The organism is Streptomyces sp. NPDC054757 (assembly GCF_053612185.1).
The window spans coordinates 192,071-215,853 of the sequence record NZ_JBSHBW010000003.1 but is presented as its reverse complement, the minus strand read 5'-3'; the positions used below and the strand labels follow the sequence as shown (position 1 = coordinate 215,853).

22 protein-coding genes, 1 tRNA gene and 1 pseudogene are annotated in these 23,783 nt (G+C 68.0%); 13 read left to right on the top strand and 11 right to left on the bottom strand.

What is annotated here, in order from left to right; translation table 11 throughout:
* Nucleotides 1–13: 13 nt before the first annotated feature.
* A complete protein-coding gene (locus tag ACWGKJ_RS06130) occupies nucleotides 14–1,174 on the top strand; it encodes a SpoIIE family protein phosphatase (RefSeq protein ID WP_385024077.1) in 1,161 nt (386 codons plus the stop codon).
* Nucleotides 1,175–1,216: 42 nt separating this feature from the next.
* Here ACWGKJ_RS06130 and ACWGKJ_RS06125 read toward each other — a convergent pair whose 3' ends face one another.
* A complete protein-coding gene (locus tag ACWGKJ_RS06125) occupies nucleotides 1,217–1,975 on the bottom strand; it encodes an SDR family NAD(P)-dependent oxidoreductase (RefSeq protein ID WP_385024075.1) in 759 nt (252 codons plus the stop codon).
* A 157-nt stretch (nucleotides 1,976–2,132) separates the two neighbouring features.
* On the opposite strand from ACWGKJ_RS06125, the gene ACWGKJ_RS06120 reads away from it, so the two are divergent.
* Both ACWGKJ_RS06120 and ACWGKJ_RS06115 read left to right on the top strand, forming a co-directional pair.
* On the top strand, nucleotides 2,133–2,780 hold the full coding sequence (locus ACWGKJ_RS06120; protein ID WP_385024073.1) for a TetR/AcrR family transcriptional regulator: 648 nt from the start codon (nucleotides 2,133–2,135) through the stop codon (nucleotides 2,778–2,780).
* Between the two features lie 286 nt (nucleotides 2,781–3,066).
* Nucleotides 3,067–3,225 (top strand): hypothetical protein, encoded by a 159-nt coding sequence (locus ACWGKJ_RS06115; protein ID WP_385024071.1) that lies wholly within the window; start codon nucleotides 3,067–3,069, stop codon nucleotides 3,223–3,225.
* Between the two features lie 105 nt (nucleotides 3,226–3,330).
* Here ACWGKJ_RS06115 and ACWGKJ_RS06110 read toward each other — a convergent pair whose 3' ends face one another.
* Nucleotides 3,331–3,558 carry a hypothetical protein gene (locus ACWGKJ_RS06110; protein WP_385024069.1) on the bottom strand — a complete coding sequence of 76 codons (228 nt, stop codon included), beginning with the start codon at nucleotides 3,556–3,558 and terminating at the stop codon, nucleotides 3,331–3,333.
* A 381-nt stretch (nucleotides 3,559–3,939) separates the two neighbouring features.
* Nucleotides 3,940–4,218 carry a S1 domain-containing protein gene (locus tag ACWGKJ_RS06105; RefSeq protein WP_385024067.1) on the bottom strand — a complete coding sequence of 93 codons (279 nt, stop codon included), beginning with the start codon at nucleotides 4,216–4,218 and terminating at the stop codon, nucleotides 3,940–3,942.
* A gap of 84 nt (nucleotides 4,219–4,302) precedes the next feature.
* Here ACWGKJ_RS06105 and ACWGKJ_RS06100 point away from each other — a divergent pair, with 84 nt between their 5' ends.
* The gene (locus ACWGKJ_RS06100; RefSeq protein ID WP_385024065.1) at nucleotides 4,303–5,097 is read left to right on the top strand and encodes a carbon-nitrogen hydrolase family protein; all 795 of its coding nucleotides are present in this window, start codon (nucleotides 4,303–4,305) and stop codon (nucleotides 5,095–5,097) included.
* 377 nt (nucleotides 5,098–5,474) lie between these two features.
* On the opposite strand, the gene ACWGKJ_RS06095 is transcribed toward ACWGKJ_RS06100, so the two are convergent.
* Nucleotides 5,475–6,539, bottom strand: a complete 1,065-nt coding sequence (locus tag ACWGKJ_RS06095) for an HNH endonuclease (RefSeq protein WP_385024063.1) — start codon at nucleotides 6,537–6,539, stop codon at nucleotides 5,475–5,477.
* 214 nt (nucleotides 6,540–6,753) lie between these two features.
* Here ACWGKJ_RS06095 and ACWGKJ_RS06090 point away from each other — a divergent pair, with 214 nt between their 5' ends.
* Nucleotides 6,754–8,574: a DUF262 domain-containing protein gene (locus tag ACWGKJ_RS06090; RefSeq protein WP_385024061.1), complete on the top strand. Its 1,821-nt coding sequence runs from the start codon at nucleotides 6,754–6,756 to the stop codon at nucleotides 8,572–8,574.
* Nucleotides 8,575–9,314: 740 nt separating this feature from the next.
* Nucleotides 9,315–9,608 carry a hypothetical protein gene (locus ACWGKJ_RS06085; protein ID WP_385024059.1) on the top strand — a complete coding sequence of 98 codons (294 nt, stop codon included), beginning with the start codon at nucleotides 9,315–9,317 and terminating at the stop codon, nucleotides 9,606–9,608.
* A gap of 14 nt (nucleotides 9,609–9,622) precedes the next feature.
* Here ACWGKJ_RS06085 and ACWGKJ_RS06080 read toward each other — a convergent pair.
* Nucleotides 9,623–10,503 (bottom strand): IS5 family transposase gene (locus ACWGKJ_RS06080; protein WP_385024129.1). Its coding sequence is split into 2 segments (ribosomal slippage): nucleotides 9,623–10,143 and nucleotides 10,143–10,503, totalling 882 coding nucleotides; the frame shifts between segments, so codons are not numbered across the junction.
* Nucleotides 10,504–10,556: 53 nt separating this feature from the next.
* Here ACWGKJ_RS06080 and ACWGKJ_RS06075 point away from each other — a divergent pair.
* Nucleotides 10,557–11,388: pseudogene (locus tag ACWGKJ_RS06075) on the top strand (tyrosine-type recombinase/integrase); the annotation flags it as partial.
* A 64-nt stretch (nucleotides 11,389–11,452) separates the two neighbouring features.
* Here ACWGKJ_RS06075 and ACWGKJ_RS06070 read toward each other — a convergent pair.
* Together ACWGKJ_RS06070 and ACWGKJ_RS06065 are read right to left on the bottom strand one after the other, a co-directional pair.
* Nucleotides 11,453–12,295: a hypothetical protein gene (locus ACWGKJ_RS06070; protein WP_385024057.1), complete on the bottom strand. Its 843-nt coding sequence runs from the start codon at nucleotides 12,293–12,295 to the stop codon at nucleotides 11,453–11,455.
* A 212-nt stretch (nucleotides 12,296–12,507) separates the two neighbouring features.
* A tRNA-Val gene (locus ACWGKJ_RS06065) sits at nucleotides 12,508–12,582 on the bottom strand.
* Between the two features lie 240 nt (nucleotides 12,583–12,822).
* On the opposite strand from ACWGKJ_RS06065, the gene ACWGKJ_RS06060 reads away from it, so the two are divergent.
* The 5 genes from ACWGKJ_RS06060 to ACWGKJ_RS06040 all read left to right on the top strand — a co-directional run bounded on the left by ACWGKJ_RS06060 (nucleotide 12,823) and on the right by ACWGKJ_RS06040 (nucleotide 17,175).
* On the top strand, nucleotides 12,823–13,596 hold the full coding sequence (locus ACWGKJ_RS06060) for a DUF4097 family beta strand repeat-containing protein (RefSeq protein ID WP_385024055.1): 774 nt from the start codon (nucleotides 12,823–12,825) through the stop codon (nucleotides 13,594–13,596).
* Nucleotides 13,597–13,667: 71 nt separating this feature from the next.
* Entirely contained in the window at nucleotides 13,668–15,023 is a 1,356-nt protein-coding gene (locus ACWGKJ_RS06055; protein ID WP_385024053.1) for a hypothetical protein, read from the top strand.
* 132 nt (nucleotides 15,024–15,155) lie between these two features.
* Nucleotides 15,156–15,848: a bifunctional 4-hydroxy-2-oxoglutarate aldolase/2-dehydro-3-deoxy-phosphogluconate aldolase gene (locus ACWGKJ_RS06050; RefSeq protein ID WP_385024051.1), complete on the top strand. Its 693-nt coding sequence runs from the start codon at nucleotides 15,156–15,158 to the stop codon at nucleotides 15,846–15,848.
* Entirely contained in the window at nucleotides 15,845–16,909 is a 1,065-nt protein-coding gene (locus ACWGKJ_RS06045; RefSeq protein ID WP_385024049.1) for a sugar kinase, read from the top strand. The genes ACWGKJ_RS06050 and ACWGKJ_RS06045 overlap by 4 nt, the downstream gene beginning before the upstream one ends.
* Nucleotides 16,910–16,950: 41 nt before the next feature.
* Complete coding sequence (locus ACWGKJ_RS06040; protein ID WP_385024047.1) at nucleotides 16,951–17,175, top strand: FmdB family zinc ribbon protein; 225 nt, start codon at nucleotides 16,951–16,953, stop codon at nucleotides 17,173–17,175.
* A 32-nt stretch (nucleotides 17,176–17,207) separates the two neighbouring features.
* Here the strand turns inward: ACWGKJ_RS06040 and ACWGKJ_RS06035 are convergent, their stop codons facing one another.
* Genes ACWGKJ_RS06035 through ACWGKJ_RS06025 form a run of 3 tightly spaced genes read right to left on the bottom strand, consistent with a single transcriptional unit; the run spans nucleotide 17,208 to nucleotide 21,873 of the window.
* Nucleotides 17,208–18,026, bottom strand: coding sequence for an HAD family hydrolase (locus ACWGKJ_RS06035; RefSeq protein ID WP_385024046.1), 819 nt, complete (start codon nucleotides 18,024–18,026; stop codon nucleotides 17,208–17,210).
* The gene (locus ACWGKJ_RS06030; protein WP_385024044.1) at nucleotides 18,023–20,689 is read right to left on the bottom strand and encodes a phosphoribosyltransferase; all 2,667 of its coding nucleotides are present in this window, start codon (nucleotides 20,687–20,689) and stop codon (nucleotides 18,023–18,025) included. The genes ACWGKJ_RS06035 and ACWGKJ_RS06030 overlap by 4 nt, the downstream gene beginning before the upstream one ends.
* Nucleotides 20,689–21,873, bottom strand: coding sequence for an HpcH/HpaI aldolase/citrate lyase family protein (locus ACWGKJ_RS06025; RefSeq protein WP_385024042.1), 1,185 nt, complete (start codon nucleotides 21,871–21,873; stop codon nucleotides 20,689–20,691). The genes ACWGKJ_RS06030 and ACWGKJ_RS06025 overlap by 1 nt, the downstream gene beginning before the upstream one ends.
* 255 nt (nucleotides 21,874–22,128) lie before the next feature.
* Here ACWGKJ_RS06025 and ACWGKJ_RS06020 point away from each other — a divergent pair, with 255 nt between their 5' ends.
* Entirely contained in the window at nucleotides 22,129–22,956 is an 828-nt protein-coding gene (locus ACWGKJ_RS06020) for a TerD family protein (RefSeq protein ID WP_385024040.1), read from the top strand.
* A gap of 81 nt (nucleotides 22,957–23,037) precedes the next feature.
* On the opposite strand, the gene ACWGKJ_RS06015 is transcribed toward ACWGKJ_RS06020, so the two are convergent.
* Nucleotides 23,038–23,775 carry a TerD family protein gene (locus ACWGKJ_RS06015; RefSeq protein WP_385024038.1) on the bottom strand — a complete coding sequence of 246 codons (738 nt, stop codon included), beginning with the start codon at nucleotides 23,773–23,775 and terminating at the stop codon, nucleotides 23,038–23,040.
* Nucleotides 23,776–23,783: the final 8 nt, after the last annotated feature.

Here is a 23,783-nt window from a genome sequence, read left to right as displayed (position 1 = left end):
TCGGAGAGCCGCTGTGCCAGAGGAGAAGAGCCCCGCGTCTGCCTCGCTGTCGCTGCTGTCGATCCTGCCGTTCGCGGTGATGGGCGTGGTCGCCGGGGTGGACATCTCAGCGGGTTCGACCGTCGGGTTCCTGCCGCTGATCTCGCTCGGACCGGCGTTCTCCGGGCTGATCGGCGGCTGGCGGCGCACGGCTGTCGTCGGGCTGCTCGCGCTCGTGCTCTGCTACTCGCTGGCCTGGCACGACGGGGCTTTCCACGCCAGACGCGGCTACACCGCGATGTCCTCGGTGCTCGGCGTGACCGTCGCCGGGATCGCCGCCGCCGTCATGCGCCAGCGCCGCGAGGCGGAGCTGGCCAGCGTCCGCTCCATCGCCGAGGTGGCCCAACGGGTGCTGCTCCGCCCGGTGCCGCACACCGCGGGTCATCTGCGCGCGGCCGTCTCGTACACCTCGGCGGTGGCGGAGGCGCACATCGGCGGTGACCTGTACGAGGTGGTGGCCGCCCCGGACGGCGTGCGCGTGGTCGTCGGGGACGTCCAGGGCAAGGGGCTGGAGGCCGTCGAGACCGCCGCCGTGGTCCTCGGGGCCTTCCGGGAGGCCGCGCACGACGAGCCGGATCTGGCGGGGGTCGGAGCCCGGGTCGAACGCTCCGTGGACCGGGCGCTCCAGGGCGAGAAGTTCGTGACGGCCCTGATCGCCGAGATCAGTCCGGAGAGCGGCGCGCTCTTCCTCAACTACGGTCACCCGCCGCCCCTCCTCGTACGGGCGGACGGCTCCGCGCACTTCCCCGAACCGGCCGATTACGCGCTGCCGCTGGGCCTCGGCGTCCACGGAACCGACGGGCCCGAGCCCTTCCGTGTTCCCTTCGGCCCCGGTGACCAGCTGCTTCTCTACACCGACGGGGTGACCGAGGCCAGGGACCAGGACGGGACCTTCTACCCGCTGGGCGAGCGTCACCGGCTGCTGCGGGACGACGATCCCGAGCGCGCGCTGGAGAGCCTGCGCAAGGACCTGGTGCAGCACACGGCAGGACCGCTCCAGGACGACGCGGCCATGCTGCTCCTGCGGTACCGGGACGACGTCGCGGTCGGCAGAACCTGGAACACGGCACGGCAGGAGGAGACCGCCCCGGGCTCCCCGGCTCCCGCGGAGCCGCCTGCTCGCTCCACCCCCTGAGCTGCCCGTACCGCCCCGGGCCTGCTATTGCGACAACATTGCCTACAGCAGGGCGCCGCCGGATACTTCGAGGCGCTGGGCGGTGACCCATCGCAGGTCATCGGAGGCGAGCGCGGCGATGGCGTCGCCGATCTCCTGCGGTTCGCCGACGCGGCCGAGCGCGGTCTGCGCGCTCAGGCCCTCGCGCATCTGCGCGTCGTCCCGCATGGCGCCGCCGTTGAAGTCGGTGGCGGTCGGCCCCGGCGCGATGGCGTTGACGCGGATCTTGCGCGCCCCCAGCTCCACGGCCAACGTCCGGCTGAGGACCTCGACCGCCGCCTTGGAGGCCGAGTAGACCGAGGTACCGGCACTGGTGTGGCGGCTGAGGGAGGAAGAGACGTTGATGATCCGCCCCCCGTCGGCCAGCACGGGCGCAAGCGCCTGGATGAGGAAGAACGTGCCGCGCACATTGGTGTCCATCACCGCGTCGTAGTCGTCGGCCGTGACCGCTTCCAGCGGTCCGAACAGCCCGATCCCGGCATTGTTGACCAGGACGTCCAGCCGGGTCGCGTCCCAGCGCTCCAGCTGCGCGGCCAAGTGGGAGACGAAGGCAGGAAAGGAGGCCACGTCGCTGATGTCCAGCCGCAGTGCGGCGGCCGTGGCGCCGGCTTCCTGAACGCTCCTGACCGTCTCCTCGGCCTCCCCCGCGTCGCCGCGGTAGGTGACGATGACGCGTAGCCCGTGCCGGGCCAGCGACTGGGCCGTGACCCGGCCCAGCCCACGATTGCCGCCGGTCACCAATGCGATCTTGCCTGACTCCATGAATGCTCTCCCTGCGGGAACGGCGGGAACGGAAGGACGCCGACGGGAAATGCTCCCGTCGCACGAATGCGAGTCGCACGACTCGCCTCCCTTCCACGTAAACATCTGCACAGTGGCGAGTCAAGTGACTCGCCTCGTGATGGGTCATACTGGGCCCATGACCGCAGGACTCTCCGCGCACCATCAAGACCTCGCTCGGCGCAAGCGCGAGGCGATCACCGCAGCGGCCACGAAGCTGTTCCTGGAACGGGGCTACGACGGGACCTCGCTGGCAAAGATCGCGCAGGAAGCAGCCGTCTCGAAGTCCACGCTGTTCAAGCAGTTCCCCACCAAGGCGGCGCTCTTCGAAGCCATCGTCACCGAGTACTGGAAGGGCGGTCCGGACCCGGTGGCGCCCGCGACGCACCCCGGTGACCTGCGCGCCGGCCTGAGCGCGATCGGCCGCCAGTACGCCGACCTGATCGGCCGGCCCGCGATGGCGGCCCTCTTCCGTATCGTCATCGCCGAACTGCCGCGCTTCCCGGAACTGGGACGGGCTCAGTTCGAGCTGGGCAAGCTGCCCTACTTCATCTCCGTCCAGCACTACTTGGAGGCCCAGCACGCCACGGGCACCGCGGTGGTGCCTGACGCGGAGAGCGCCACCAACCAGTTCCTCGGCATGATCGCCAACTACGTCCTGTGGCCGCGGATGCTGCTCGCCGACTGGAGCCCCGCACCTGCCGACATCGGCCACGCCGTCGACGAGGCGGTCACGACGATGCTCGCCCGCTACGGCCGCAGCGCCGACGATCCGCAGCACTCCTGACTGACCGAGGGGCCTCCCCGCAGCCTTCCTGGGGTCCTGGGGTCCTGGCGCCCAGGGGTCCGGGGCGGCCGTCCTCGCCCACAGCGGCGCGGTGCCGGAGCCCTCAGCCGGGGCGGCCCGCAAGCGTCATTCCCGGCGACGGTGCCCACCGGCTGCGCCGCCGCCGGGAGTGCAGACGGTGTCCCCGACCGTCGCCTCGGCGCTGCCGTGGCGCGGCACGGGCGTGGGGGGGGCAGGCGCTGCCAGCGGTTGCGGGCCCTGTCGGCATGCCCTGAGCCCCTTGGGTATGCCTCGCGGGATCCAGGCCGTGATCCCGCAGCCCACCGACCGGGCCGCCACCCGTAAACGCCTCGGCAGCCCAGCCGGCAGACCACCGGCTTTCGACCGCGCCGCCTGCAAGCAACGCACCACGGCCGAGGGCTGCATCAACAAACTCAAGCAGTGACACGGCCCGTCCACCCGCTACGACAAGGCCGCCACCATCCACCCCTCAGGACTCCACCTCGCCGCCATCTTCATCTGGTCAGCGCGGTGATCCGAAGGAAATGCCCTAGACCTCGACGGAAGAGCCCTGAGCCCCGGGCCACTGAGTAGCCGGGGTCACGTCGGCCGCCCCGTAAGTCACCGAGGAATCCTGCGCATCGGGCCACTGACCGGCCACGGTCCTGCTCGTGCCCCTATGGGATTCAGCCGTCACGTGCCAGGTCAGACCGATCACCGACAACGAAAGCACCGCCGAAACGGCAGCAGCGGTCAGCTTCTTCTTACCGTTGTTCATACGTTCCCCTCAGCACTCAACCAGCCGTCGGGATCAGCCGGTCAGAGCCAACTCCTGGCTGGTCAGGCGGTCGACTATGTGTTGGCGCGTCAGATTAACATGGCATGCACATACCGGACTTGACGCTCAGCCCGGCACGATGTCCAGGGTCGGCGGACGCAATTGCTGTACGAGGCGGGACGCTGAAGCCGTCGCCGACCGGTGGCGGAAACGACCTGCCGCCTGGCGGACGAACCGATCGGCCACGGGCCCCTGGTCTGGCCGCGTGGGGCCCTCGGCAAGGGCCATGGCCGGCCGGCACACCCCTGACGTGCTCGTCGGCGGATCCGACGGCCGCTCGGGGGGGGGCTTGCCGCACGCCGCCTTCCAACCTCGTCGATGTCAGACAGACCTGGGAACGATGCTCACGGCGCGGTAGTCGTACCCGTCCTGTCTGAAGCCCGGTGCCTCCCAGACCAGATCGACCTGTTGACCTGCTGGCAGCGTGCGACATCCAAGCGCCTGGATGTCGGCATAGTGGCCGAAACATCCGCCGGGGGTCTGGGGCGAGTCGAGGACACCCCACCCCTCCTCGTCACTCCACTCACGCACAGTCGCGGTCACGGCTCCGCAGGCCGTCCGAGCTCTTGCGATCCTCGCCCGGATGCTCGGATTCCACATCAGAGTGGCCGCCCAGTGGGGGCAGGTACCGAGTGAGGACTGGTCCGCCTACGCTACCGAGTTCAGCCGTCGGAAGAAGGATTCGTGAAGTTATCCCTAACGGTCGCGCAGTTCCCTATCACGTGGGACGTTGAGCGGAATCTGGAATTGATCTCCGAGGTCCTGGCCGAGACCCGACCCGACGACATCGTCGTCCTGCCCGAGGGCGCACTGTCCGGCTACGGATCCGACCTCTCAGCCCTGGCCAACCTCGACACTCCGGCCCTGGCACACGCCACAGACCGAGTTGCTGACCTGGCACAACAAAACGCCATCCATCTGTTCTGCGGCACGTTGTTGTTCGACCGGGGAGTCTGGAGCAACGCCGCCGTCTACTTTTCACCCAACGGCGCCAGGTGGATCTACCGGAAGATCAACCTGGCGATGCACGAACGCGGCCGACTGGAAGCCGGGACGGACCTCTCCACGCTTTCCATCCCCATGGCTGGCGGGCCAGTCAGGCTCGGTGTCCAGATTTGCCGGGAGATCCGCTTCCCCGAGCAGTGGCAGCACCTTGCCGACAGCGGAGCTCAGGCATTCATCTACCTCACCCACGCAGTCAATACAGCCGAGCCGGCCGGAGTCTGGAGAAGCCACCTCATCAGTCGCGCAGCAGAGAACCAGCGGTTCGTCCTGGCGGCGAACGTCGCGGACCCTCACCAGCACTGCCCCAGCATGATCATCTCCCCGCGAGGAGAGGTCCTCGCAGAGGTGACCTCCGGCAGCACCGCCGTCATCAGAACCACCATCGACCTGGATCAGTCCGCCAGTTGGTACCTCGGCCAGCGGCGACAAGACCTGCTGAGGCTGTCCTACGAAGGACAGGCCCTATCGATCTGAACCGAACCAAGGGCGCCTGCCCACAGACAGGCACTCGGGGGCCAATCTCGGAGGGGCCAATACCGACTCCCCTTACGCGTCGTCCAGGACACGCGGCGCGAGGCGGTGAGTCACCTCGACCGCATGCTGAAGCGGCAGCGTCCCAACCGTGGTGACCACGCCCGGTGATGTCAGAAGTGGATGCCAAAGGCCCCCAGCCATGATCGGCTGGGGGCCTTCGCACTGGTGGGCGCGGACGGTTTCGAACCGCCGACATCTGCTTTGTAGGTTCGACCGGAGCCGCCTACGCGACCTGGCAGGCTCGTCCGTGGTTGCCGTCCAGGGCTCTCCAGGTCTGTCGTTGTGCAACGACGTTGATGTCAGGAGTGGATGTCAGCTCATGGGTTCGGCACCTGCTCGTCAACCGGCCTGCGCGGTCGCGACAAAGCCGCGGCAGCACGTCTGTCGTTTGCATGCTTCTGCTCAATCGAGGCACGCAGTTCCTCAGGAGTCGGCCACGGCGCCTGCCTGTGGATCATGCGGTGACAGTTGGCGCAGATGAGGGCCAGGTCGCTGAGCTTGGTGCGGCTTTCCCCAGCTACGTGCAGGGGCAGGACGTGATGGCACTCGATGTACCCGGCTCCGCGGTCCCCGTAGAACTTCTCAAAGTCGAAGCCGCAAGCCTCGCAAGCGAGCTGTCCGCCAAGTTGAAGAACAGAAGCGATCTTCTTCTTGCGCAGGCCCCTGTCCCGTTCGCGCGCCCTGTGCCAGCGCATGAGCAACCGCCCCTCAGGCGCGCTGAAGTCGTCGCCGAACTCCTCTTCCTCGGTCGGCACGAAGGACTGCAAGTCGCCGGTCGCAATGCCCTGCCGAATCAGCCTCGCGGCCTCGGTCATCGCCTGCGGCCGAGCAAGGAACTCGCGCAGGACGGCGGCATCCAGTGCACCGCCGTTGGTGGGCTTCCCCTGGTACTCCGGGTGCCGAGTAGCAATATCGAACGTCTTACGAGCGACGCCGTTGGGGTTGCGGAACTTCTCGTTTCGGTCCGCCTCAGCGTGGATGGGAAGCAACTGGAGCAGGGCGGACAGCTCCACCACCCGGCCATCGCCGGCATCCAGCCCCTTCCAACCGTTCCCCATCACGAGCTGACAGGCAAGGATGATCTCGTCGCGAGCCCAGTCCGGATTCTTGATCGCCTTGACCTGAAAGCCCACCCGCTTGAGCCACGCCGCGGCGTGATCCTTGCCGCCGCTGAACTCGTCCGGCCTGAGGGCCCGCCCCTGATCCCACTTGTGAGCCACCCCCGCAACGGCCTTGGAGTCGTACTCCCGACCTTGGTGGACCAAGGCGTAGGACCGCGCCTCCCCGAAGCCGTACTTCGCCAGGAAGACGTCACGCCCCAACTCGTCATGTTCCGCCAAGACCTTAAGCACGGACTCTCGCGTGATCGCTCCTCTTCGCATAGAAGGATCGTAGGACCGAGCCCGGGCTACACTCTCGCCCTTCGACACAGGGCGGTGACTCACGCCATCGATAGCGACTTCAGCGCCGGGCCAGGAGGCAAGGCTGCAGGACAGGCAGCACAAGCCGTTGACTCTTCATCCAAAACGTATGCCCAGTAGCTTGGTCTTGCGATACCGTTCGCAGCAGAGTCAGTGGATGGCATGGAGGCTAGGAATGTCCGAGGCGAATCCGAGCAGCGACCTTATTCCAATTGAGAGCAAGACGAAGACCATACAGACCTGCTTTCAGCAATGCCTTTACGAAGTCCCCAATTTCCAGCGCCCATACAGCTGGTCACGAGATCAGCTCGTCGATTTTTGGGACGACGTAATCCTAGCGAAAGGCGACTTTTTCTTCGGATCCACGGTAACGTGGGTCAGCAAGAAAAGAGACCTATTTAGCGACACTTATTCCATTATTGACGGTCAACAACGACTAACCACGAGCGCAATCCTTCTGTCCGTTGTGCGTGATGCACTTGATGAAGTAGCTAATAAGCACGCCAACGTTGCCAGCTTTGATGCCGGCGTAGCCAGCAGTCAGGCCCTAAGCACCCAGAAGTATTTGGTCGTCAAGGATGACGACGGTAAGAGCCATCCAGTTTTGCGCCGACCCGAGAGCATGTTTTACGAAGAGATCCAGAATCCAAATGCCATACCATCGGGGGCAAAGTGGAATAAAAGCGCCGAGCGAATTGGGGAGGCGCGCTCCTTCTTCGAGGAAAAAATCCTTTCCGCCCTCAAGGGATTGACGCCAGATGGGCAAGTTGAGCATCTAAAATTGATTCGCTCAAACGCTTTGAAAGCGCGGGTGATTCAGGTTGAGCTGGCATCCGAGGAAGACGGCTTCTTGGTCTTCGAGACATTGAATACGCGTGGATCTGACTTGCGACTGTCAGACCTGGTCAAGAATCTCCTGATTCGCGGAAGCTCTACAGATGCCGACGACAGGAGAGCGGTTGCAAGTCGCTGGGAACGAGTAGTAGACAGTGTTCAGCTAGGGCGCGTTAGCGCGGATGTCGTCGACAGATTTATTTGGCAGTCCTGGAACTCTCGTCGCGAGGCGGTAAAGGAGCCCGAACTATTCAAAGCGATTAGCCGTATCGTGAGTGCAGGTCCAGACGCACATCTTTCATATCTGCGGGAACTCGAACGCGATGCGGAAACTTATCAATGGCTTGAGGCTGAAAATGTGCAGGTGCAGCCGAAATCTCGTGGCCTACGAAATGCGTTCGCCGTTCCAGAATTCGTTGACAGTGTTCGCGCGCTTGCACTTTTCAATGTCTCTGTAGCGAACTCCACGGTACTTGCAGTGGCTCGCAAGTTCCGCGAAACAAGGTTGCTCAAGGTAGCGCAGGTCATCGAAGTTCTTAGGCTAGTTGAAGCCTTCCATTTTCAGTACACAGCGCTCACGAATAGCGGATCTACTGGCGGAACTCGAAGCCGATATAACCGCTTTGCTGTTCGCTTGGAGAGCGCTACCTCCTCCACCGATGTGGCGGTGGCTATCGAGGACTTGAAAGAAAAACTTCGCACAAGCCTGCCCGACCGCACAAGATCTGTTCAAGCATTTTGTTCGCTGTTCTACGCCCCGTCGCTTCAGTTGAATCAGGCGCAGAAGCTCCGATCTCGTAAAATCTTCATCGCTTATGTGCTGATGTCTTTTGCGAAACTGGAAGGGCTATTGCCCGCGGGCCAGAATCTCGCGACTTGGTCAATTGAGCACATCAAGCCTCAGTCTGTGGCCTCCAAGAACCATCTCGACCCGGTCTACTCGATTGGTAATCTGACGCTACTCACCAACCGTCTAAACAGTGCCCTTGGGGATGCACCATTGTCTTCTAAGGCTGAGGCGCTTAGGAAGGGAAGGGCATTTTTCGATACGGAGCTCGAAGCGTGGGAAGCGAACTCCGACGCCTTCCCGTCTGATGCCCAGATCGAGGAAAGATCGCGTTTTCTGGCGACCGACGCGCTGGACCGGGTTTGGAAGCTATAGATGGATCCTATATGCCGAATAGGCTGCGGAGTCCCTCCCGTGAACGTACCACTCACTCCGGCCCCCATCCCGTCCGCCTTCGACCCACACACCGTGGAGCGGGCGTGGTTCAGGGCGTCAAGGTGGAGCGCACCACCGTACGAACGACCTTGACGCCCTGGGACTCGACTGCTCGGCTATGCCTGGGTCGAAGGTGGTCGGGGTGGGCGTCCCACGACGCTCGCCACGCTCCGGCCGGCACTCGCGAACGGAGCCCCCCCCCCCCCATCCCAGAGTCTGAGCGCCCCCGCCGGAGGCATCGTCTTGAAGCCGCGGGCTTGGTTCTCGTCTCATGCCCCTCGGGCCTACACAGCGGGCGCGCGTCGGCGGCGGCAGCGCCGAGCGGGCCGAAGGTAGGAGCGCGGGCGCAGCCAGAGCCGGGAAGCGCGCCCGGCGGAGCGGAGCGCAGCCGGGTGCCTTGATGAGGTAGAGAAACCTGTAACAGCTCTCGGTAGCCGGAATCGGTGTCTTGGCACCTCTGCGGGGGCGTGGTGCGGTGGACTCCCAAACCGAGGGGGGGTAGGTAGCTGTGCTGCAAGAGGACTTGGTGGGGAATCGGCCGGGAGATGCGATCCGGAGGAAGCTCGTAGAACTGGAGTCCAACCGAGCGAAGAGGCCGTTCGCCCGCTGGTCGCCGGATCGGGAGATACGTAGCGGGGTGTTAGGTGCTCCGGCGGATCTTGGAGCCGTAGGCTCGAAGCATGATTAATCTCCAGGTCCGCAGCGAGGTCGGCACGATCGAGGCTCGCGCCAAGCACGGTGTGGTCTGGGGGCCGGAGCTGGCGGGTCTCGACGAGTCGGTGTTTCCGATGCTGGGGCACCTGTTGCCCTATGCAGACACTGTTTTCAACAGTCGCCAGGTGGCCACCCTGCTGGCCGAAGTGCCGGGTCTGCCTCCCGGCGTGGTCACGGAGGAGTTCGCGCGTGAGCTTCTGGACCTGGGCCAGACGGTTCTCGACGGACACCACCTCTACCTGTGGTTCCTCGGGGACTGAGACAGCAGGTCTACTCAGCCCCTGAGCCAGAGCCGGATCGCCGCGGTGGCGACGGTGCCGTGGAAGACGTAGGCGCGTTTGTCGTAACGAGTGGCGACGGCCCGGTGGTTCTTGAGCCGGTTGATCGTCCGTTCGACTTCGTTGCGGCGCTTGTAGATCTCGCTGTCGAAGCCGGTGGGCCGACCGCGCTTGCTGCCGCGGCGCTTGCGATTGGCTCGCTGGTCCTTCGGCTCGGGAATCGTGTGCTTGATCTGGCGTCTGCGCAGGTAGCGGCGGTTGCGCCGCGAGCTGTATGCCTTGTCGCCACCGACGTGGTCCGGCCGGGTTCGCGGGTGACCGCCCTGAGGGCGGTGGACCCGGATCCGTTTCAGGACCTCGATCATCTGCGGTGCGTCACCCCACTGGCCCGGTGTCACCAGGAAGGCCAGCGGGCGGCAACCTCCCCCATCGGCGAGGTGGATTTTGCAGGTCAGGCCGCCCCGGGACCGTCCGAGCCTTTCGTCGGGTCGGTGGTTTCGGGGCATCGATCTTTTTTCGGGACGTGTGGTGCCTTCTTGCGGGCCCCGGCCGCGTGCTGATGGGCTCGGCAGGAGGTGGAGTCGACGCTGACCATGGTCCAGTCGAGCCGGCCAGCCAGGTCGGCGTCAGCCTGGATGGCACGCAGGATCCGGTCCCAGGTGCCGTCTGCCGACCAGCGGCGGTGCCGTTCGTAAACGGTCTTCCAGCTGCCGAAACGCTCGGGAAGATCCCGCCACGGCATGCCGGTCCGCACGCGAAAGAGGATCCCGTTGACCACCTTTCGGTGATCGCTCCAACGACCGCCGCGTCGCCCGGCGGACGGCAGATGCGGCTCCAGCCGCACCCACTCCGCATTCGTCAGATCACCCCGCCCCATGCCGAGCACAACGACGAGCCAGCCCGACAGTCACATGATCCGCCGGACAGGCCCTAGTCCTGCGCGACCGGCAAGGCGTCCCGACGCCCACCCGTTCGGCCAGGCTCTCCGAATGGCTGCCCTATTGGCTGGAGGAGTTCGTCAGGGACGACAACAAGAAGACGACGTACGCCAAGTACGAGACCCACGTACGCCGCTACCTGATCCCGCAAATCGGCTCCAAAGCTCGTTCCTGCCCCACGTGTGGCGTCGCGGGAGCTGAAGCCACGGGACCTGGAGGAGACGGCGGCCTTCCTGGAGGCCGCGAGGAAGGATCCGCTGTATACAGCGTTCATGCTGGCCGTGGCTCTGGGGCTGCGGCGAGGAGAAGTCCTTGGGCTTCGCTGGTCAGACATCGACTTGGAGCGCCGCACGCTCACTGTGCGAAACCAAATCCAGCGGGTACAGAAGGAGCTGTACGCAGACTCCACGAAGAACCGCAGCACGCGAGCCATCCCCGTACCGCTCATGTGCGTGGCGCCGCTGCGCTGGCAGCGTCTTCGTCAGAGCGAGCAGCGCCTCACCGCAGGGCATGCCTGGCATAACAGCGATTACGTGTTCACGACCAAAACCGGGCGACCGATCGAGCCGAGAAACCTCAGCCGGTCATTCGAACGCATTACGGAGGACGCCGGGCTGCGCCGCGTTCGCCTGCACGACGCACGGCCCGGGTGCGCCACGCTCCTGTCCGCCGCTGGCGTGCCAGCGCGGGTCGTGATGGAAATTCTCGGGCACTCGCAAATTGCTGTCACGATGAACATCTACACCCACGTGTCCGACGACAACCGGCGGGAAGCAATGGGTCACATGGATCGCCTCCTACGGCGACGGCACCCAACTTCCTGAATGTAGGCATCGCCGCCTGCAAGCGCGAAACACAGGCGGCGATGCCTCGTTCACAGCGGATGGATTACACGGAAGAGCTACTCGGCCCAGACTTAGCTTTACGACCATCTGGCCCCCAGCGACCTTCGCTATACCAATCTTCATCCACTGTCGATCGCCGCTCGACCGGGAATTTTTGAGCCACTTTTGCATCGAATTCGCTGACAATCTTCATTGCGCTTCGGGCAGTGCGGACATAGTCAGGCATAGTCGTCGGATAGGAACTACCTCTAACTAGCCCCTTCTCTCCGGTCAATCGAATAAATCGCTCATCCACACGACTCCGCCTATGAACGATCAGATTACGCAACTGAATACCCTTCTTCAGGCTGACCCAGTCATCCTCATCCTGATGCAAGTTCAGCCCTAGGCGCTTGGTGACGTACTGTGCAATATCATCCAGACCCTGGAAGGATAGTTGGGCAACACGCTTTTCGGCAGCCCACGACACAAATTCAGTGATTGTTCCGTGCTGGAGTACGTCTTCCAACGTCACCTGCTCCTGGGATTTCAGGAGGCTAGGACAGACTATGAGAACCTCTGAAATCACATCAGAAACGTATACGAGAAAATTCTCCACAGACCGCGTAACTCCGAATTCAGCAGAAACCGGAGCAAGTTTTTCGACGGTCTTTTTCATGCCTCTCACATTGGAATAGAATTCCGGAAAAATCTTCTCCGGGTCCCCATCCGGGGCAACATGCGAAAAGGTAGATCCAATGCCACGCACAAGCTTCTCGTAGTGCTCAAGGATCAGGCTCGCAGACGCGGCATACTGCACATCCCGCGTATGCTGTGAATAAAATCGGCATGCCGCTTCCGTGGCGACCGCCGGCGTCCAGGTGAACCAGTCTCTCTGATCGCTCATATTCCCCCACCGATCAACACCGCGACGTGCAGATATCGCATTCAGAGTAGGGGAAACTGCATCCCTCTGACCTAGGTTCACCGGACCGATACCACATCTCTCGGCGTCCACTGGTCCTCAGACCCGAGCCCCGGGTGTGCCGTCAGGAATGAACCGCCGTCAGCTACTACCGTCAACGCCCCCGCAGCGACTCGCTGCGGGGGCGTTCTGGCTGGTGGGCGCGGACGGTTTCGAACCGCCGACATCTGCTTTGTAAGAGCAGCGCTCTACCCCTGAGCTACGCACCCGTGGATGAAGCAACAGGGTACATGGCCCTGACCCCCCGCTCGCAAACCTGTTGTACGGGCCATGGAACACCCCGGGGCACGCGCCCCCGCGCGCGCCACCGACGCCTGCGCCCGGCCCGCGCCCGGCCCCGCGCCCTGGGGATAACCCCACCCCCGGTCCGGTGGGCCGCTGGATCGTGCCGGGACGGGAGGCGTCCGTACCGTTGGGGGCCTTCGGCAGGTTCGGTTCGATCTGGGGGAATGATCTACGTGGCACTCCGTACTCGTACGCTGGTCGCGGCCGGCGGGGCCGTTCTTGTCTCCATCGCCCTCACCGGGTGCGGCTCGGATGCTTCGGACGCCCCCGCCGAGCACAAGGACTTCGCGCTCAGCGGGAAGACGCTGACCGTCCGGACCGACGACTCGGCCATCGAGCTGGTGCCGGCCGATGTGAAGTCCGTGCAGGTCACACGGCACGTCGGCGGATGGGTCTTCATGGGGAGCGGACCCCACGCCTCCTGGTCGATGCGGGACGACACGCTCACCCTGAAGGTGAAGTGCAGCGCCGTCATCAGCAACTGCGAGTCACGGCACCGGATCGAGGTGCCGCGCGGGGTCTCCGTGGTGCTGAGCGACAGCAACGGGTCCGTGACCGCCACCGGGTTCGACACCGCGCTGAAGCTCCGCTCGTCCAACGGCAAGGTGACCGTCCGGGACTCCAGCGGAGCCCTCGACCTGAACAGCAGCAACGGGAGCATCAACGCCACCGGCATCTCGTCCGGGCAGGTCGCGGCGGACTCCAGCAACGGCGGGATCCGGCTGGCGCTCGCCTCGGTTCCCGACCGGGTGGAGGGTGTCAGCAACAACGGGTCGGTCGAGATCACGCTGCCCCGGAAGGCGGGGCTCGCGTACAAGGTCAGGACCCAGGCGCGCAACGGGAGCACCCAGGTCGGTGTGCCCACGGACGACGCCAGTCACCACTCGGTCACCGCCCGCAGTGACAACGGAAGGATCACTGTTCGCAGCGGGGACTGACCGGCCCGTGTGTTCGTCCCTGCCTGGTGGGAGAATGGCCAGGGCAGGGCGGACCAGCACGGGAGAGGGATGTGACGGCAAGACACGGACAGCCGTATGCGCGAGCGAGTGCCGTCCGGGATGTCCTGACGCTCATGGCGCTCCCGGTGCCGTTGCTGGCCGGTCTGGCCGGGACTTTCGCGGGCGGCGGCACCAGGCGCTGGTTCGGCGGGCGCGGCGAGAGCCAGCGGGCCGAGGCGCAGGCCGCGAAGGACGCGGCGGCCGCCGCCTTCTACGACCTGGACACCGCTCAGCGTGATCTGCGGATCTCGATCGAGACGATCTCCGCGGTGGACGATTCGCCCGAGGCCCGCAGGGCGCTCTCCGGCTTCGCCTCGCTGGGGCAGCGGATCGACGAGGTCAGCACCTCGTACATCACCGCGGTCGACGCCCATGACCTGGACCGGGACGGTCTGGAGGGCTCGGCGCTGGCCCAGGCGCGTACGGAGCTGACGCGGGCCAAGGACGATCTTGTCCGGGTGAAGGGCGAGCTCGACCGGTTCGGGCAGGGGCTCGGGCCGCTGCTCGGCAAGGCCGAGACTCAGCTCGCCCGGCTCGCGCCCGCCGTGGAGCGGGCCCGGCAGGCGCTGCTCTCCGCGAGCAACGCGCTCGACGCGGTACGGGACTCCGGGCTGAAGGCCGACGATCTCGCCACCCGTCTCGCGCAGCTCGGGCCCGAGCTGACCAAGCTCAACCAGGGCGCGGCCCAGCACGGGGTGCAGGGCACGCTGGACCGGGCGGACAAGGTGATGCGGGACGCCGAGGCCGTGGGGGCCGAGGCCGCGCGGCTGCCGGAGCGGGCCGCCGAGATCGACCGGCGCCTGGTCTCGCTGCGTACCCGCGCCCAGGCGCTCACCACCCGGGCCGGGACGGTCGCCCCGGTCCTCAGTGAGCTGCGCCGCCGCTTCACCGCGCCGTGCTGGCAGGACCTCCAGCAGGTGCCCGAGCAGGCCGCCGTGTCCGTACGGCAGGCGGAGGAGAAGCTCAAGGAGGCGGCCAAGGCGCGTGAGGAGCAGCGCTGGCCCGATGTGACGTCCCTCCTCACCACGGTCAGGACGCTGCTCGACAACACCGACGAGGCGGTCTCGGCGGCCGGTGCGCGGCTCGAACGCCTCAACGCCGTGGCGAAGGACCCGCAGCAGGAGATCGAGCGGACCAGGTTCGCGATCCGGGACGCCCAGCGGCTGGCGATGGCCGGCCGCAACACACCGGACCCCCGGCACGCCCGCCCCCTGGACCAGGCGGTGGAGCGGCTCGACCGGGCGGTGTCGGGGCTGGAGGGGCGCCACCCCGACTACTGGCACTTCCTCACCGAGACCGAGGAGGTACGGAAGACCGCGACGCATGTGGTCGAGCAGATCCGCGAGGAGCGCGGGGCAGGACGCTGAGCGCTGAGCTGCGCAGAAGCCGAACCCTCTCGGGGCAGCCCGAATCCTCCGGCCCGGCCTCCTGCCCGGCGGACGTGTCCGGCGGATCCCCCGGCAGGCTCAGAAATCACCGGAGCACAGGAAGAGAACAGCATGGACCGCACGGACTTCACCGCACGCCTCCGCAGTGAGCGGCTGGTCGCCATCGTCCGCGGCTCTGACCCCGAAGCGTCCTTCAGATCGGTCATGACGCTCGTCGAGAGCGGGATACCCCTGGTCGAGGTGTCGCTCAGCAGCGCGGACGCGCTCGGCGTCATCCGCCGGGCGCGGGCCGCACTCGGCGACGGTGCCTGGCTGGGCGCGGGTACGGTGCTCACCGCCGACGACGCACGGCGGGCCGCGGACGCCGGAGCCGATCTCATCGTGACGCCGGGGCTCGGGGCAGGGGTGGACGAGTCCGTACGCCTGGGGCTCCCCGTCCTGTCCGGAGTCATCACGCCGACCGAGGTCATCGCCGGTGTGGCGGCGGGCGCCACCGCGCTGAAGCTCTTCCCGGCCTCGATGGGAGGCCCCTCCTATCTGAAGGCGCTGCGGGCTCCCTTCCCGGATGTTCCGTTCGTACCGGTGGGCGGGGTGGACGCGGCGGCGGCCGCCGAGTACCTGGCACTGGGTGCGGTCGCCGTGGGTGTGGGGTCGCCGCTGATCGGGGACGCGGCGGACGGCGGGGACCAGGACGCGCTGCGGAAGCGGGCCTCCGAGTTCCTGGCAGTCGTGGAGACGGCGGGGGCCGGCCGGGCGGCGGGCACGGCCACGGGCACGACGGCGGCCACGGCCGGTAGGTCATGAGTGTGTTCACCTTCGGCGAGACCATGGTCGCGCTGCGTGGAGACGGGCAGTTGAAGCTCGGCGGCACGATGGCCGTTTCGGTCGCCGGGGCCGAGTCGAACGTGGCCATCGGGCTGGCCCGGCTGGGACACCCGGTGGACTGGGCGGGCGCGGTCGGCGCCGACGAGGCCGGGGAGTTGGTGCTGCGGACCCTGCGGGCCGAGGGCGTCGACGTCACGGGCGCCGTGCGCGACGGCACCGCGCCGACCGGGCTGCTCCTCTTCGAACCGCGGCTGCCTGGCGTGACCCGGGTGCACTACTACCGGGCGGGGTCGGCCGGTTCACGGATCGCGGCCGACGACGTCGAGCGGGCCTTCACGGCGTTCCTGGAGGCCGGAAGCGCCGCCCCCGCCACCCCTGTGGAGGCCGGAACCGCCACCCCCGCCACCCGTGTGGGGGCCGGATCCGCCGCCCATGCCACCCGCGGCGGAACCGGAACCGCCCCTCGCGTGCTGCATCTGACGGGCATCACCCCCGCCCTCTCCCCCAGCGCCAGGTCCGCCGCGGAGCGTGCCATGGAACTGGCCGCCGAGAACGACGTACTGATCAGCCTCGACGTCAACTTCCGTGCCCGGCTGTGGAGTACGGAGGAGGCGGCGGCGGTGATGCGGGACTGGGCGCCGCGCGCCGACGTACTGATCGCCTCCGACGACGAGCTGCCGCTCTGTCTGCCCGCGGGCTCTCCCGACGACCCCGCCCTGCGGGCCGAGGCGCTGCTTGAGGCCGGGGCGGGTGAGGTCGTGGTCAAGCTCGGTGCGGCGGGCGCCACGGCGTACACCCTCCAGGGCGAGCTGCACGCCCCCGCGCGTACGGTGCCGGCCGTGGACCCGGTCGGCGCGGGCGACGCGTTCGTCGCCGGGTATCTCTCTGCGCTGCTCGACGGCTCGGACACGGCGGAGCGGCTCGACCGGGCGGTGACTACTGGGGCGTTCGCGGTGGCCGCGTCCGGGGACTGGGAAGGCGCTCCGACCCGCGCCGAGCTGGGCCTGCTCGGAGCGGCGCCGGGCACAGTGGTGCGCTGAGGTGGTGCGCCGGGGCACCCCGCGCCTCTAATCTTGGGCGCATGCCCCGTTACGAGTACCGCTGCCGCTCCTGTGGCGACACATTCGAGATCAGCCGTCCGATGGCCGAGTCATCGGCGCCCGCCACCTGCCCCGAAGGTCATGAGGACACCGTCAAGCTGCTGTCCACGGTGGCCGTCGGAGGCTCCGCCACCGGGGCGCCGTCCGCCGGAAACAGCGCAGGCGGCGGAGGTGGCGGCTGCTGCGGCGGAGGCTGCTGCGGGTAGCAACCCCGGCAGGCCCGCGCCGCCCCCCGCCGCTACCTCGGCGCGGCGCGGGTGAACTCCCGCAGGATCTCCTCGCCCGCCGCCACCCCGCGCCCGGCCGTCACCGCGACATGCGGGGCGCTCCAGCCCGCGTCCGCCAGTTCACCGTGGGCCGGGCGCCAGCCCCGGTCGGCGGCGAGCAGCAGGTCCGCGTCCAGGAGGGAATCGCCTGCGGCCAGGGTGAGTTCGGCGCCGGTGCGGCGGATCACCTCGCGCACCGCCGCGCTCTTGGTGAGCGGCTCCGGCACCGCGTACAGCTTGCGGCCCTGGAGCGAGACCGTCCAGCCGCGCGCGCCGGCCCAGGCGGACAGCTCATCCACCCAGCCCTCGGGCAGCAGGGCCCGCTCGACGACCAGATAGGCGAAGAGGTCCTCGGCCACCCGTTCCTTGAGCAGCCAGGCCGGATCGGCGGCGCCCACCAGATGGGCGCGCACCTCGGACAGCGTGGCGCACTCGGCCGCCAGCCGCCGGTCCACACCGGAGCGCCAGTCCGGGTCGGACACCCCGTCGACCAGCAGATGGCCGCCGTTGGCACAGATCGCGTACCGCGGCGGCGGGCAGGGCAGCCGGATCCGGTGGTACTGCTCGCGCGTCCTGGTCGTCGTCGGTACGAAGAGGTTCCGCTCCGCGAGCGCGCCGAGCAGCCCCGCCGCGGTCTCCGTCACGTACGAGAGCGGGCTTCCCCGGTAGACCTCGACGCAGAGCAGCCGCGGCGCGTCCGCGTCCGGCATGGTCAGGTCGAGCGCGGGCGCCGAGTAGATGAGGGTGCGGTCGAGATCGCTGGCGACGAGTACGGGCGCTGCCTGGCTCACCCGGTCACCGCCGCGGTGCCGTCGGCGCCGGTCGCGCCACGGGTGAAGCGCGGGTGGATCAGTCCGACACAGCTGTACGGCAGGCCGTCCACCTCCTCGACCGGGACACCGCGCTGCTCCGCCAGGAGCCGTACGTGGTCGAGCTCGGCGCCCGCACCGCTCCTGGCCAGGATCTTCCAGGGGACCCGGCGCAGCAGCACACGGGTGGTCTCGCCGACGCCGGGCTTGACGAGGTTGACGTCGTGGATGCCGTACTCCTCGCTGATCCGCTCGACCGCGGCCCACCCCTCCCAGGTCGGTGAACGGTCCGCCGCCAGCTGCTCCTTGACGGCTGCGTCGACCGCGCCCGACACCTCGTCGAAGCGGGCGGCGACGGCGTCGACGAAGTCGGACGACACATCGGATCCCGCCAGTTCGCGGTAGAACTTCCCGCCGTGGAAGTCCCCGGGCCCGACCAGGTCGGCGCGGAGGACCGTACGGGAAATCAAGCCGGACACCGTGGAGTTGAGGCAGGCGGACGGGATGAGGAAGTCCTCCCGGGTGCCGTACGTGCGGACACAGCCGCCCGGGTCGGCGAGGACCGCGATCTCCGGGTCGAAACCGGGGAACTCCGCCAGCGCATCGGCCAGTTCGCGGGTGATGGCCCCCTTGCCTGTCCACCCGTCGACGAAGACGACATCGGCCGGGTCGTGGTGCGCGGCCAGCCAGCGCAGCGCGTTGGCGTCGATGCCCCGGCCGCGCACGATGGAGACCGCGTAGTGCGGCAGGTCGAGGCCGTGACGGTGCTGGGCCCAGCGGCGCATCAGCACCCCGACGGGCGTGCCGGCGCGGGCGAGGGAGACCAGGACCGGCCGGGCCGACCGCTCGGCGAGCACGGTCTCGGCGACCGTGCCGACGGCCTGCGCGATACGCGGGGCCGAGGTTTCGAGCGCCGCCCTGAACAGCTCCTGGTACTGCTCGCTCGGCTGGTACTCGACCGGCAGCGACTCGGCGTAGTGGGCGCCGCCGGTCTGGATCGCTTCCTCGCGCTCCTCGGTGGGCGCCTCCAGCTCCACACCGGAGAGGTCCTGGAGCAGCCAGCCGACGTCTTCGGCGGCGTAGGAGGAGAAGGCGGGGCCGCGCAACGGCTCGGGCATGGCGGAGGCTGCTTCCTGCTGTTCGGGGGCGGGACGGTTTCCGGAGTCGTGTGGAGCGCGAGGGTTGCGGGAGATACGGGGGGCGAGACGTTCGTGGGGGTCGCGAAGGCTACGACGGTTCTCGGGAACGTACGACGGGACGTACGACGGGACGACCGCGAGCAGCACCTGCGGTACGTGGGTGGCGAGTTGCGCCAGAAGCCCGCCGGGGGCGTGCAGTTCCGGGGTGTCGGCGGCCGAGTCGACCACCAGGACCACCGCGTCGAATCCGCCGCCCGCCACGTTGTACGCGTAGCGGCTGCCCGGTCCGTCGCCGGGGTTGTCGTGCGCGGGGAAGACCAGTCCGGTCCGTATCGCGTAGCCGGGATCGTCCAGGGCGAATACGGGTGAGCGGGTGGTGGTCGACGACCGTATGTCGTGCCCGGCCCGCTCCAGCGCGAGGCCGAGACGGAGCGGGGCGTACATCAGCTCCTCGAACCCGAGCACCAGGACCCGCGGGGCGCCCGTGACGGACGGAACCGCAGGGCCCGGCTCCGGCTTCGACTCCAGGTACGGCTCCGGCAGGACCTCCGCGAGCCGCGCCGCCATCCCCGGCAGCGCGGACTCCAGGGCCGTCCGGTGGCCGGGCGTGAAGCCGTGCCGACCACCGTCCGGCAGCCCGGCGGGCCATCCGAGGTCCACCCGGACGACCTGGCCGCGGAGGCTCTCTCCGGAATCTCCGGCGGACACCGCGCCACTGGGTCTGCCGTCCCGCCGGCCCTCGCGCGCCCCGTGGTCCTCGTACCGCTCGACCAGGCGGCGCCCCTTCTCCAGTACGCCGTCGGGCAGTTCCACCTCACCCCGTACCGCGGTCAGCAGATCGACCCGGGCGCCGATCTCCCGGGCGAAGTCCGTGAGCCGGTCCCGGTCGGCGGCCGAGCGCATGTCGACCAGCGCGACGACCACGTACCACTGGCGCGGATACCGCTCGTGCAGATCACGGATGGTGTTGAGCACCGTGTTACCGGTCGAGAACTCGTCGTCGACGAGGACGAGCGGGCCGTCACCCGCCAGCAGCTCCGGGTCCTCGGGCAGCAGCAGATGCGAGGTGGCGTGCGAGTGCGACTCCTCGAAGCCGCCCGCACGCGCCACCCCGGCGACCTCGCGCCGGGTGGAGTGCAGATACGGGGCGAGGACCAGCCCGTCCGCGACCGAGTGGCCCAGACCCGTCGCGGTCTCCGCATAGCCGAGTACGACCGCCCGGCTCGCCGCGTCGTCGCCGAGCAGGCGCCGTACCGCGAGGCCGAGCCCGTGGCCCTGGCCGTACACCGTCGAAGGGCGCTGCGGGACATGCTTGCCCAGCACGTTCGACACCAGCAGATGAGCCCGTTTCGGATTGCGCCGCAGGGCGAGGCCCAGCATGTCCCGGAGTCCGTCGTCCCCGGAGAGCCGCACACCGAGCCGGTCCGCGACCCATGTTCCCGACCAGACCGCTGTTCCCGACCGGACCGCTTCGCCCACGTCGCCCGTCTCTCTTCCCGTTCGCATCAGCCGGAGAGCCCGGCCGTGAGCAGTTCGACGAAGCCGACGTCTTCTCTGGCCACACCGAAGACCTCGGCCCGCAGGAGGGTCCGCTCGGCCCAGGCCCGGTGCGGTTTCACCTCGTTCATCTTGTTCGTGTACGCGGAGCGCAGCACCCCGCCGCCGTCCCGGTCGGGCCGCACGATGTCGCGGGCGTCGCTGAACTCCTCGTGGCTGACGACCGAGAGGGCGTGCACCGGCATCACATGGGAGGGGTGGATGCAGGTCTTGCCGAGCAGTCCGTTGGCGCGGTCGAGGCCGATCTCGCGCAGCAGTCCGTCCAGGTCGTGCTCGATCAGGGTGGTGCGGAGCTGGTCGGCGCTGCCCTCCATGAAGGGGCTGCGGCGCAGCTGGGGCTTGAACATCCGTTCCTGGACGCGGAAGTACTCCCAGACCGGGCCGGTGATCGTGAAGCCCGTGCCGTCCGAGCGGCCCAGCACGTTCACCACGTCGGCGATGACGGCGGCGACGATCTGGACGTCGTACGCGGTCATGTCGGGTGTCCTGCGCAGTCCGTACGCCGAGCAGAAGTCGGTGACACCCAGCCGGAGCGCGAGGACCCGGTCGCGGTACTTGTCGACGGTGCGGGCGATCCCGGCGAGGCTGTCCGCACGGGTCTCCAGATGCAGCAGCTCGGGCGATTCGAGCACCGGCATGGCGAAGAGCCGGCGGCCGCTCAGGGCCTCCCCCCTGGCGAGCGCCTCCAGGAAGGCCGTGCCGCGCTCCTCGGTGAACTTCGGCAGTACGAATCCGGACAGCAGACGTACCGTGGGGCCCAGTCTGCGGACCAGGTCGGGTATCTGGTCCGGCTCACGGACCCGGATGAAGAGCAGCGGTACGCCGTCGGGCTCCCCGGAAGGTGTGGCGCACCCGGCGTCCAGCTCGGCGAACTGGCGGACCAGATTGGCCTCGCCGTCGGCGACATCGGCGTCGTCGATCGAGTCCTCCAGGCACAGCACCATGGAGACCACCCCGCGCGCCGCCTGCTTCAGGACGTCGTCGGCGAGCCGGGGCCGGGTGGCCGGGCTGTAGAGCGTGGCGCCGAGGGCGGCGGCGAGCAGGGGCGCCGGAGACCCGGAGGTGAACTCGGCCGGCTGCTGATGGAAGAGCCCCGACCGGACAAGGGGCGAGATATGCCCGAAATGATGCATAAGGTTCCCCCGTAGTTGCCGTACATGATTGCCCTGCGCAGGCGCCGTGGGCAGGTGCCCTGCGTAGTTGCCGTGCCGTCCCGATGACGCGTGGCCGGTAATAGTACGTATGGACGCATGGCGCTAGTTCCAACGGGGAGGAAATCCGGGACGTCCCGCACCGGTCGCCCCGTCCGTTTCTCCGGGTTGCACCGGACTCGCCACAAAGCGCCCCCACGTTGTCCGCGGCTGTCCGGGGAAGGCAGGATGACCGGCATGACGCACGCGATGATGAAGGGTTCGAACGTCCCGCTGGACGCCAGGGCGGTACGGGCCGTCCTGCGCTGGACCCCGGGCCCCGACGTCCCCGACATCGACGCGTCGGCCCTGGTACTGGGCCACGGCGGGCGGGTGCGCTCCGACGAGGACTTCGTCTTCTACAACCAGCCGCGCCACCCGTCGGGCCTGGTGCGGCGGCTGTCGAAGAAACGTGACGGCGGGGCGCTCACCGACACCGTCGAGGCGGACCTGACGGCCCTGGACCCCTCGGTGGAACAGGTGGTACTGGCCGCGTCCTCCGACGGCGCGTCCTTCCGCTCCGTACGGGATCTGCAGATCCTGCTGTACGACGCGGCGGCCCCGGCCGGCGAGGGCGCACCGGCCCTGGCCGTCTTCGACGTACAGCCGGAGACCGGCGAGGAGACGGCGATGATCTGCGGCGAGCTGTACCGCCGCGGGGATCGCTGGAAGTTCCGGGCGGTGGGGCAGGGCTATCCGACCGGTCTGGTCGGGCTCGCCACCGCGTACGGCATCTCGGTCGACGAGACGGCCGAGCCGGACGGAGCGGCCGAGCCCCCGGCGGCCCCGGCCGAACCTGAGCTGCCCGCACAGCAGAGCCCCCCGGGCGCGACCGGCCCCACGGTCCCGGCCGGCTATCCGCCGCCCCCGCAGTCCCCGCCGCCCGGCTACGGCTACCCACAGGCGGTCCCGGCACAGCAGTCCCCTCCCGGCTACGGATATCCGCAGCCGGCCGCAGCCGCGGCGCCTGCGCCCGATCCCTACTTCCGGCTGCCGCCGATGGGCCCGCAGTTCCTGCCCCGCTGACACCCGGGCGGACGGGGGACGACCGGGGCGGATCAGCGGGCTCCTGAACCTGGGGCCGCGCCGCCCAGCCGCGTGCCGGCCTCAGATCTTGGTCTTGTAACCCCGGCCCCACTGGAGCCCCCAGCCGTACAGCCGGTCCAGCTCGGCCTGGAAGCCGTAGACGAACTTCACCTCGCGGCGCACCACCATGTCGCCCTTGACCTTGTCGATGGCGAAGACCGCGCAGGACCGGGCCTGCGGATGGCGCTCGTCGAGCTGGATCTCGATGCGCGGGCCGTTGCTCGGGTAGAGGGTCACCACGGCGTGGGTACGGTCGAAGGCGGGGGTCTGATCGTAGATGTAGACGAAGACCAGCAGCCGTTTGATGTCGTCGCGGTGGTCCATGTTGACGTAGAGCGTCTCACCGGACGGCGAGCCGAACCGGTCGTCACCGCTGAGCTGTACGTACGGCGACTCGTTGAGACTGCCGAGGAAGTTGCCCAGGGGCTGCACCACGCCCTTGGTGCCGTCCTCCAGCTCATAGAGGCAGCCCAGGTCGAGGTCGACGTTGACGACGCCCTGGGTGTGGGCCTGGACGACGTCCGGCTGGAACATCTTGGACGGATGGCGCAGCAGGCTGCCGCGCTGGCGGGTGCTGCCGCCGAAGTCCGACGACCGCATCCGCCAGGACAGGTTGACCCGGAGGTTACCGGTGGTCGCGCCCTGTTTGGTCAGGGAGACCATCGGGTGGCGCTTGGTCAGCTCGATCGCGTTGGAAGCGGCGCTCCCCGAATCGAAGTGCGGCGAATTGTTCCGTCGGAGACTGTCCCAGAAGGCCATGTCCCACC

Bases quoted from the DNA above. Each gene is read 5' to 3' on its own strand.
- ACWGKJ_RS06095 (WP_385024063.1), bottom strand. From the start codon at position 6,539: ATGCGAAGAGGAGCGATCACGCGAGAGTCCGTGCTTAAGGTCTTGGCG.
- ACWGKJ_RS06115 (WP_385024071.1), top strand. From the start codon at position 3,067: ATGCCTCGCGGGATCCAGGCCGTGATCCCGCAGCCCACCGACCGGGCC.
- ACWGKJ_RS06120 (WP_385024073.1), top strand. From the start codon at position 2,133: ATGACCGCAGGACTCTCCGCGCACCATCAAGACCTCGCTCGGCGCAAG.
- ACWGKJ_RS06110 (WP_385024069.1), bottom strand. From the start codon at position 3,558: ATGAACAACGGTAAGAAGAAGCTGACCGCTGCTGCCGTTTCGGCGGTG.
- ACWGKJ_RS06040 (WP_385024047.1), top strand. From the start codon at position 16,951: ATGCCCCGTTACGAGTACCGCTGCCGCTCCTGTGGCGACACATTCGAG.
- ACWGKJ_RS06105 (WP_385024067.1), bottom strand. From the start codon at position 4,218: ATGTGGAATCCGAGCATCCGGGCGAGGATCGCAAGAGCTCGGACGGCC.
- ACWGKJ_RS06090 (WP_385024061.1), top strand. From the start codon at position 6,754: ATGTCCGAGGCGAATCCGAGCAGCGACCTTATTCCAATTGAGAGCAAG.
- ACWGKJ_RS06015 (WP_385024038.1), bottom strand. From the start codon at position 23,775: ATGGCCTTCTGGGACAGTCTCCGACGGAACAATTCGCCGCACTTCGAT.
- ACWGKJ_RS06030 (WP_385024044.1), bottom strand. From the start codon at position 20,689: ATGCGAACGGGAAGAGAGACGGGCGACGTGGGCGAAGCGGTCCGGTCG.
- ACWGKJ_RS06060 (WP_385024055.1), top strand. From the start codon at position 12,823: ATGATCTACGTGGCACTCCGTACTCGTACGCTGGTCGCGGCCGGCGGG.
- ACWGKJ_RS06025 (WP_385024042.1), bottom strand. From the start codon at position 21,873: ATGCATCATTTCGGGCATATCTCGCCCCTTGTCCGGTCGGGGCTCTTC.
- ACWGKJ_RS06085 (WP_385024059.1), top strand. From the start codon at position 9,315: ATGATTAATCTCCAGGTCCGCAGCGAGGTCGGCACGATCGAGGCTCGC.
- ACWGKJ_RS06125 (WP_385024075.1), bottom strand. From the start codon at position 1,975: ATGGAGTCAGGCAAGATCGCATTGGTGACCGGCGGCAATCGTGGGCTG.
- ACWGKJ_RS06020 (WP_385024040.1), top strand. From the start codon at position 22,129: ATGACGCACGCGATGATGAAGGGTTCGAACGTCCCGCTGGACGCCAGG.
- ACWGKJ_RS06045 (WP_385024049.1), top strand. From the start codon at position 15,845: ATGAGTGTGTTCACCTTCGGCGAGACCATGGTCGCGCTGCGTGGAGAC.
- ACWGKJ_RS06050 (WP_385024051.1), top strand. From the start codon at position 15,156: ATGGACCGCACGGACTTCACCGCACGCCTCCGCAGTGAGCGGCTGGTC.
- ACWGKJ_RS06070 (WP_385024057.1), bottom strand. From the start codon at position 12,295: ATGAGCGATCAGAGAGACTGGTTCACCTGGACGCCGGCGGTCGCCACG.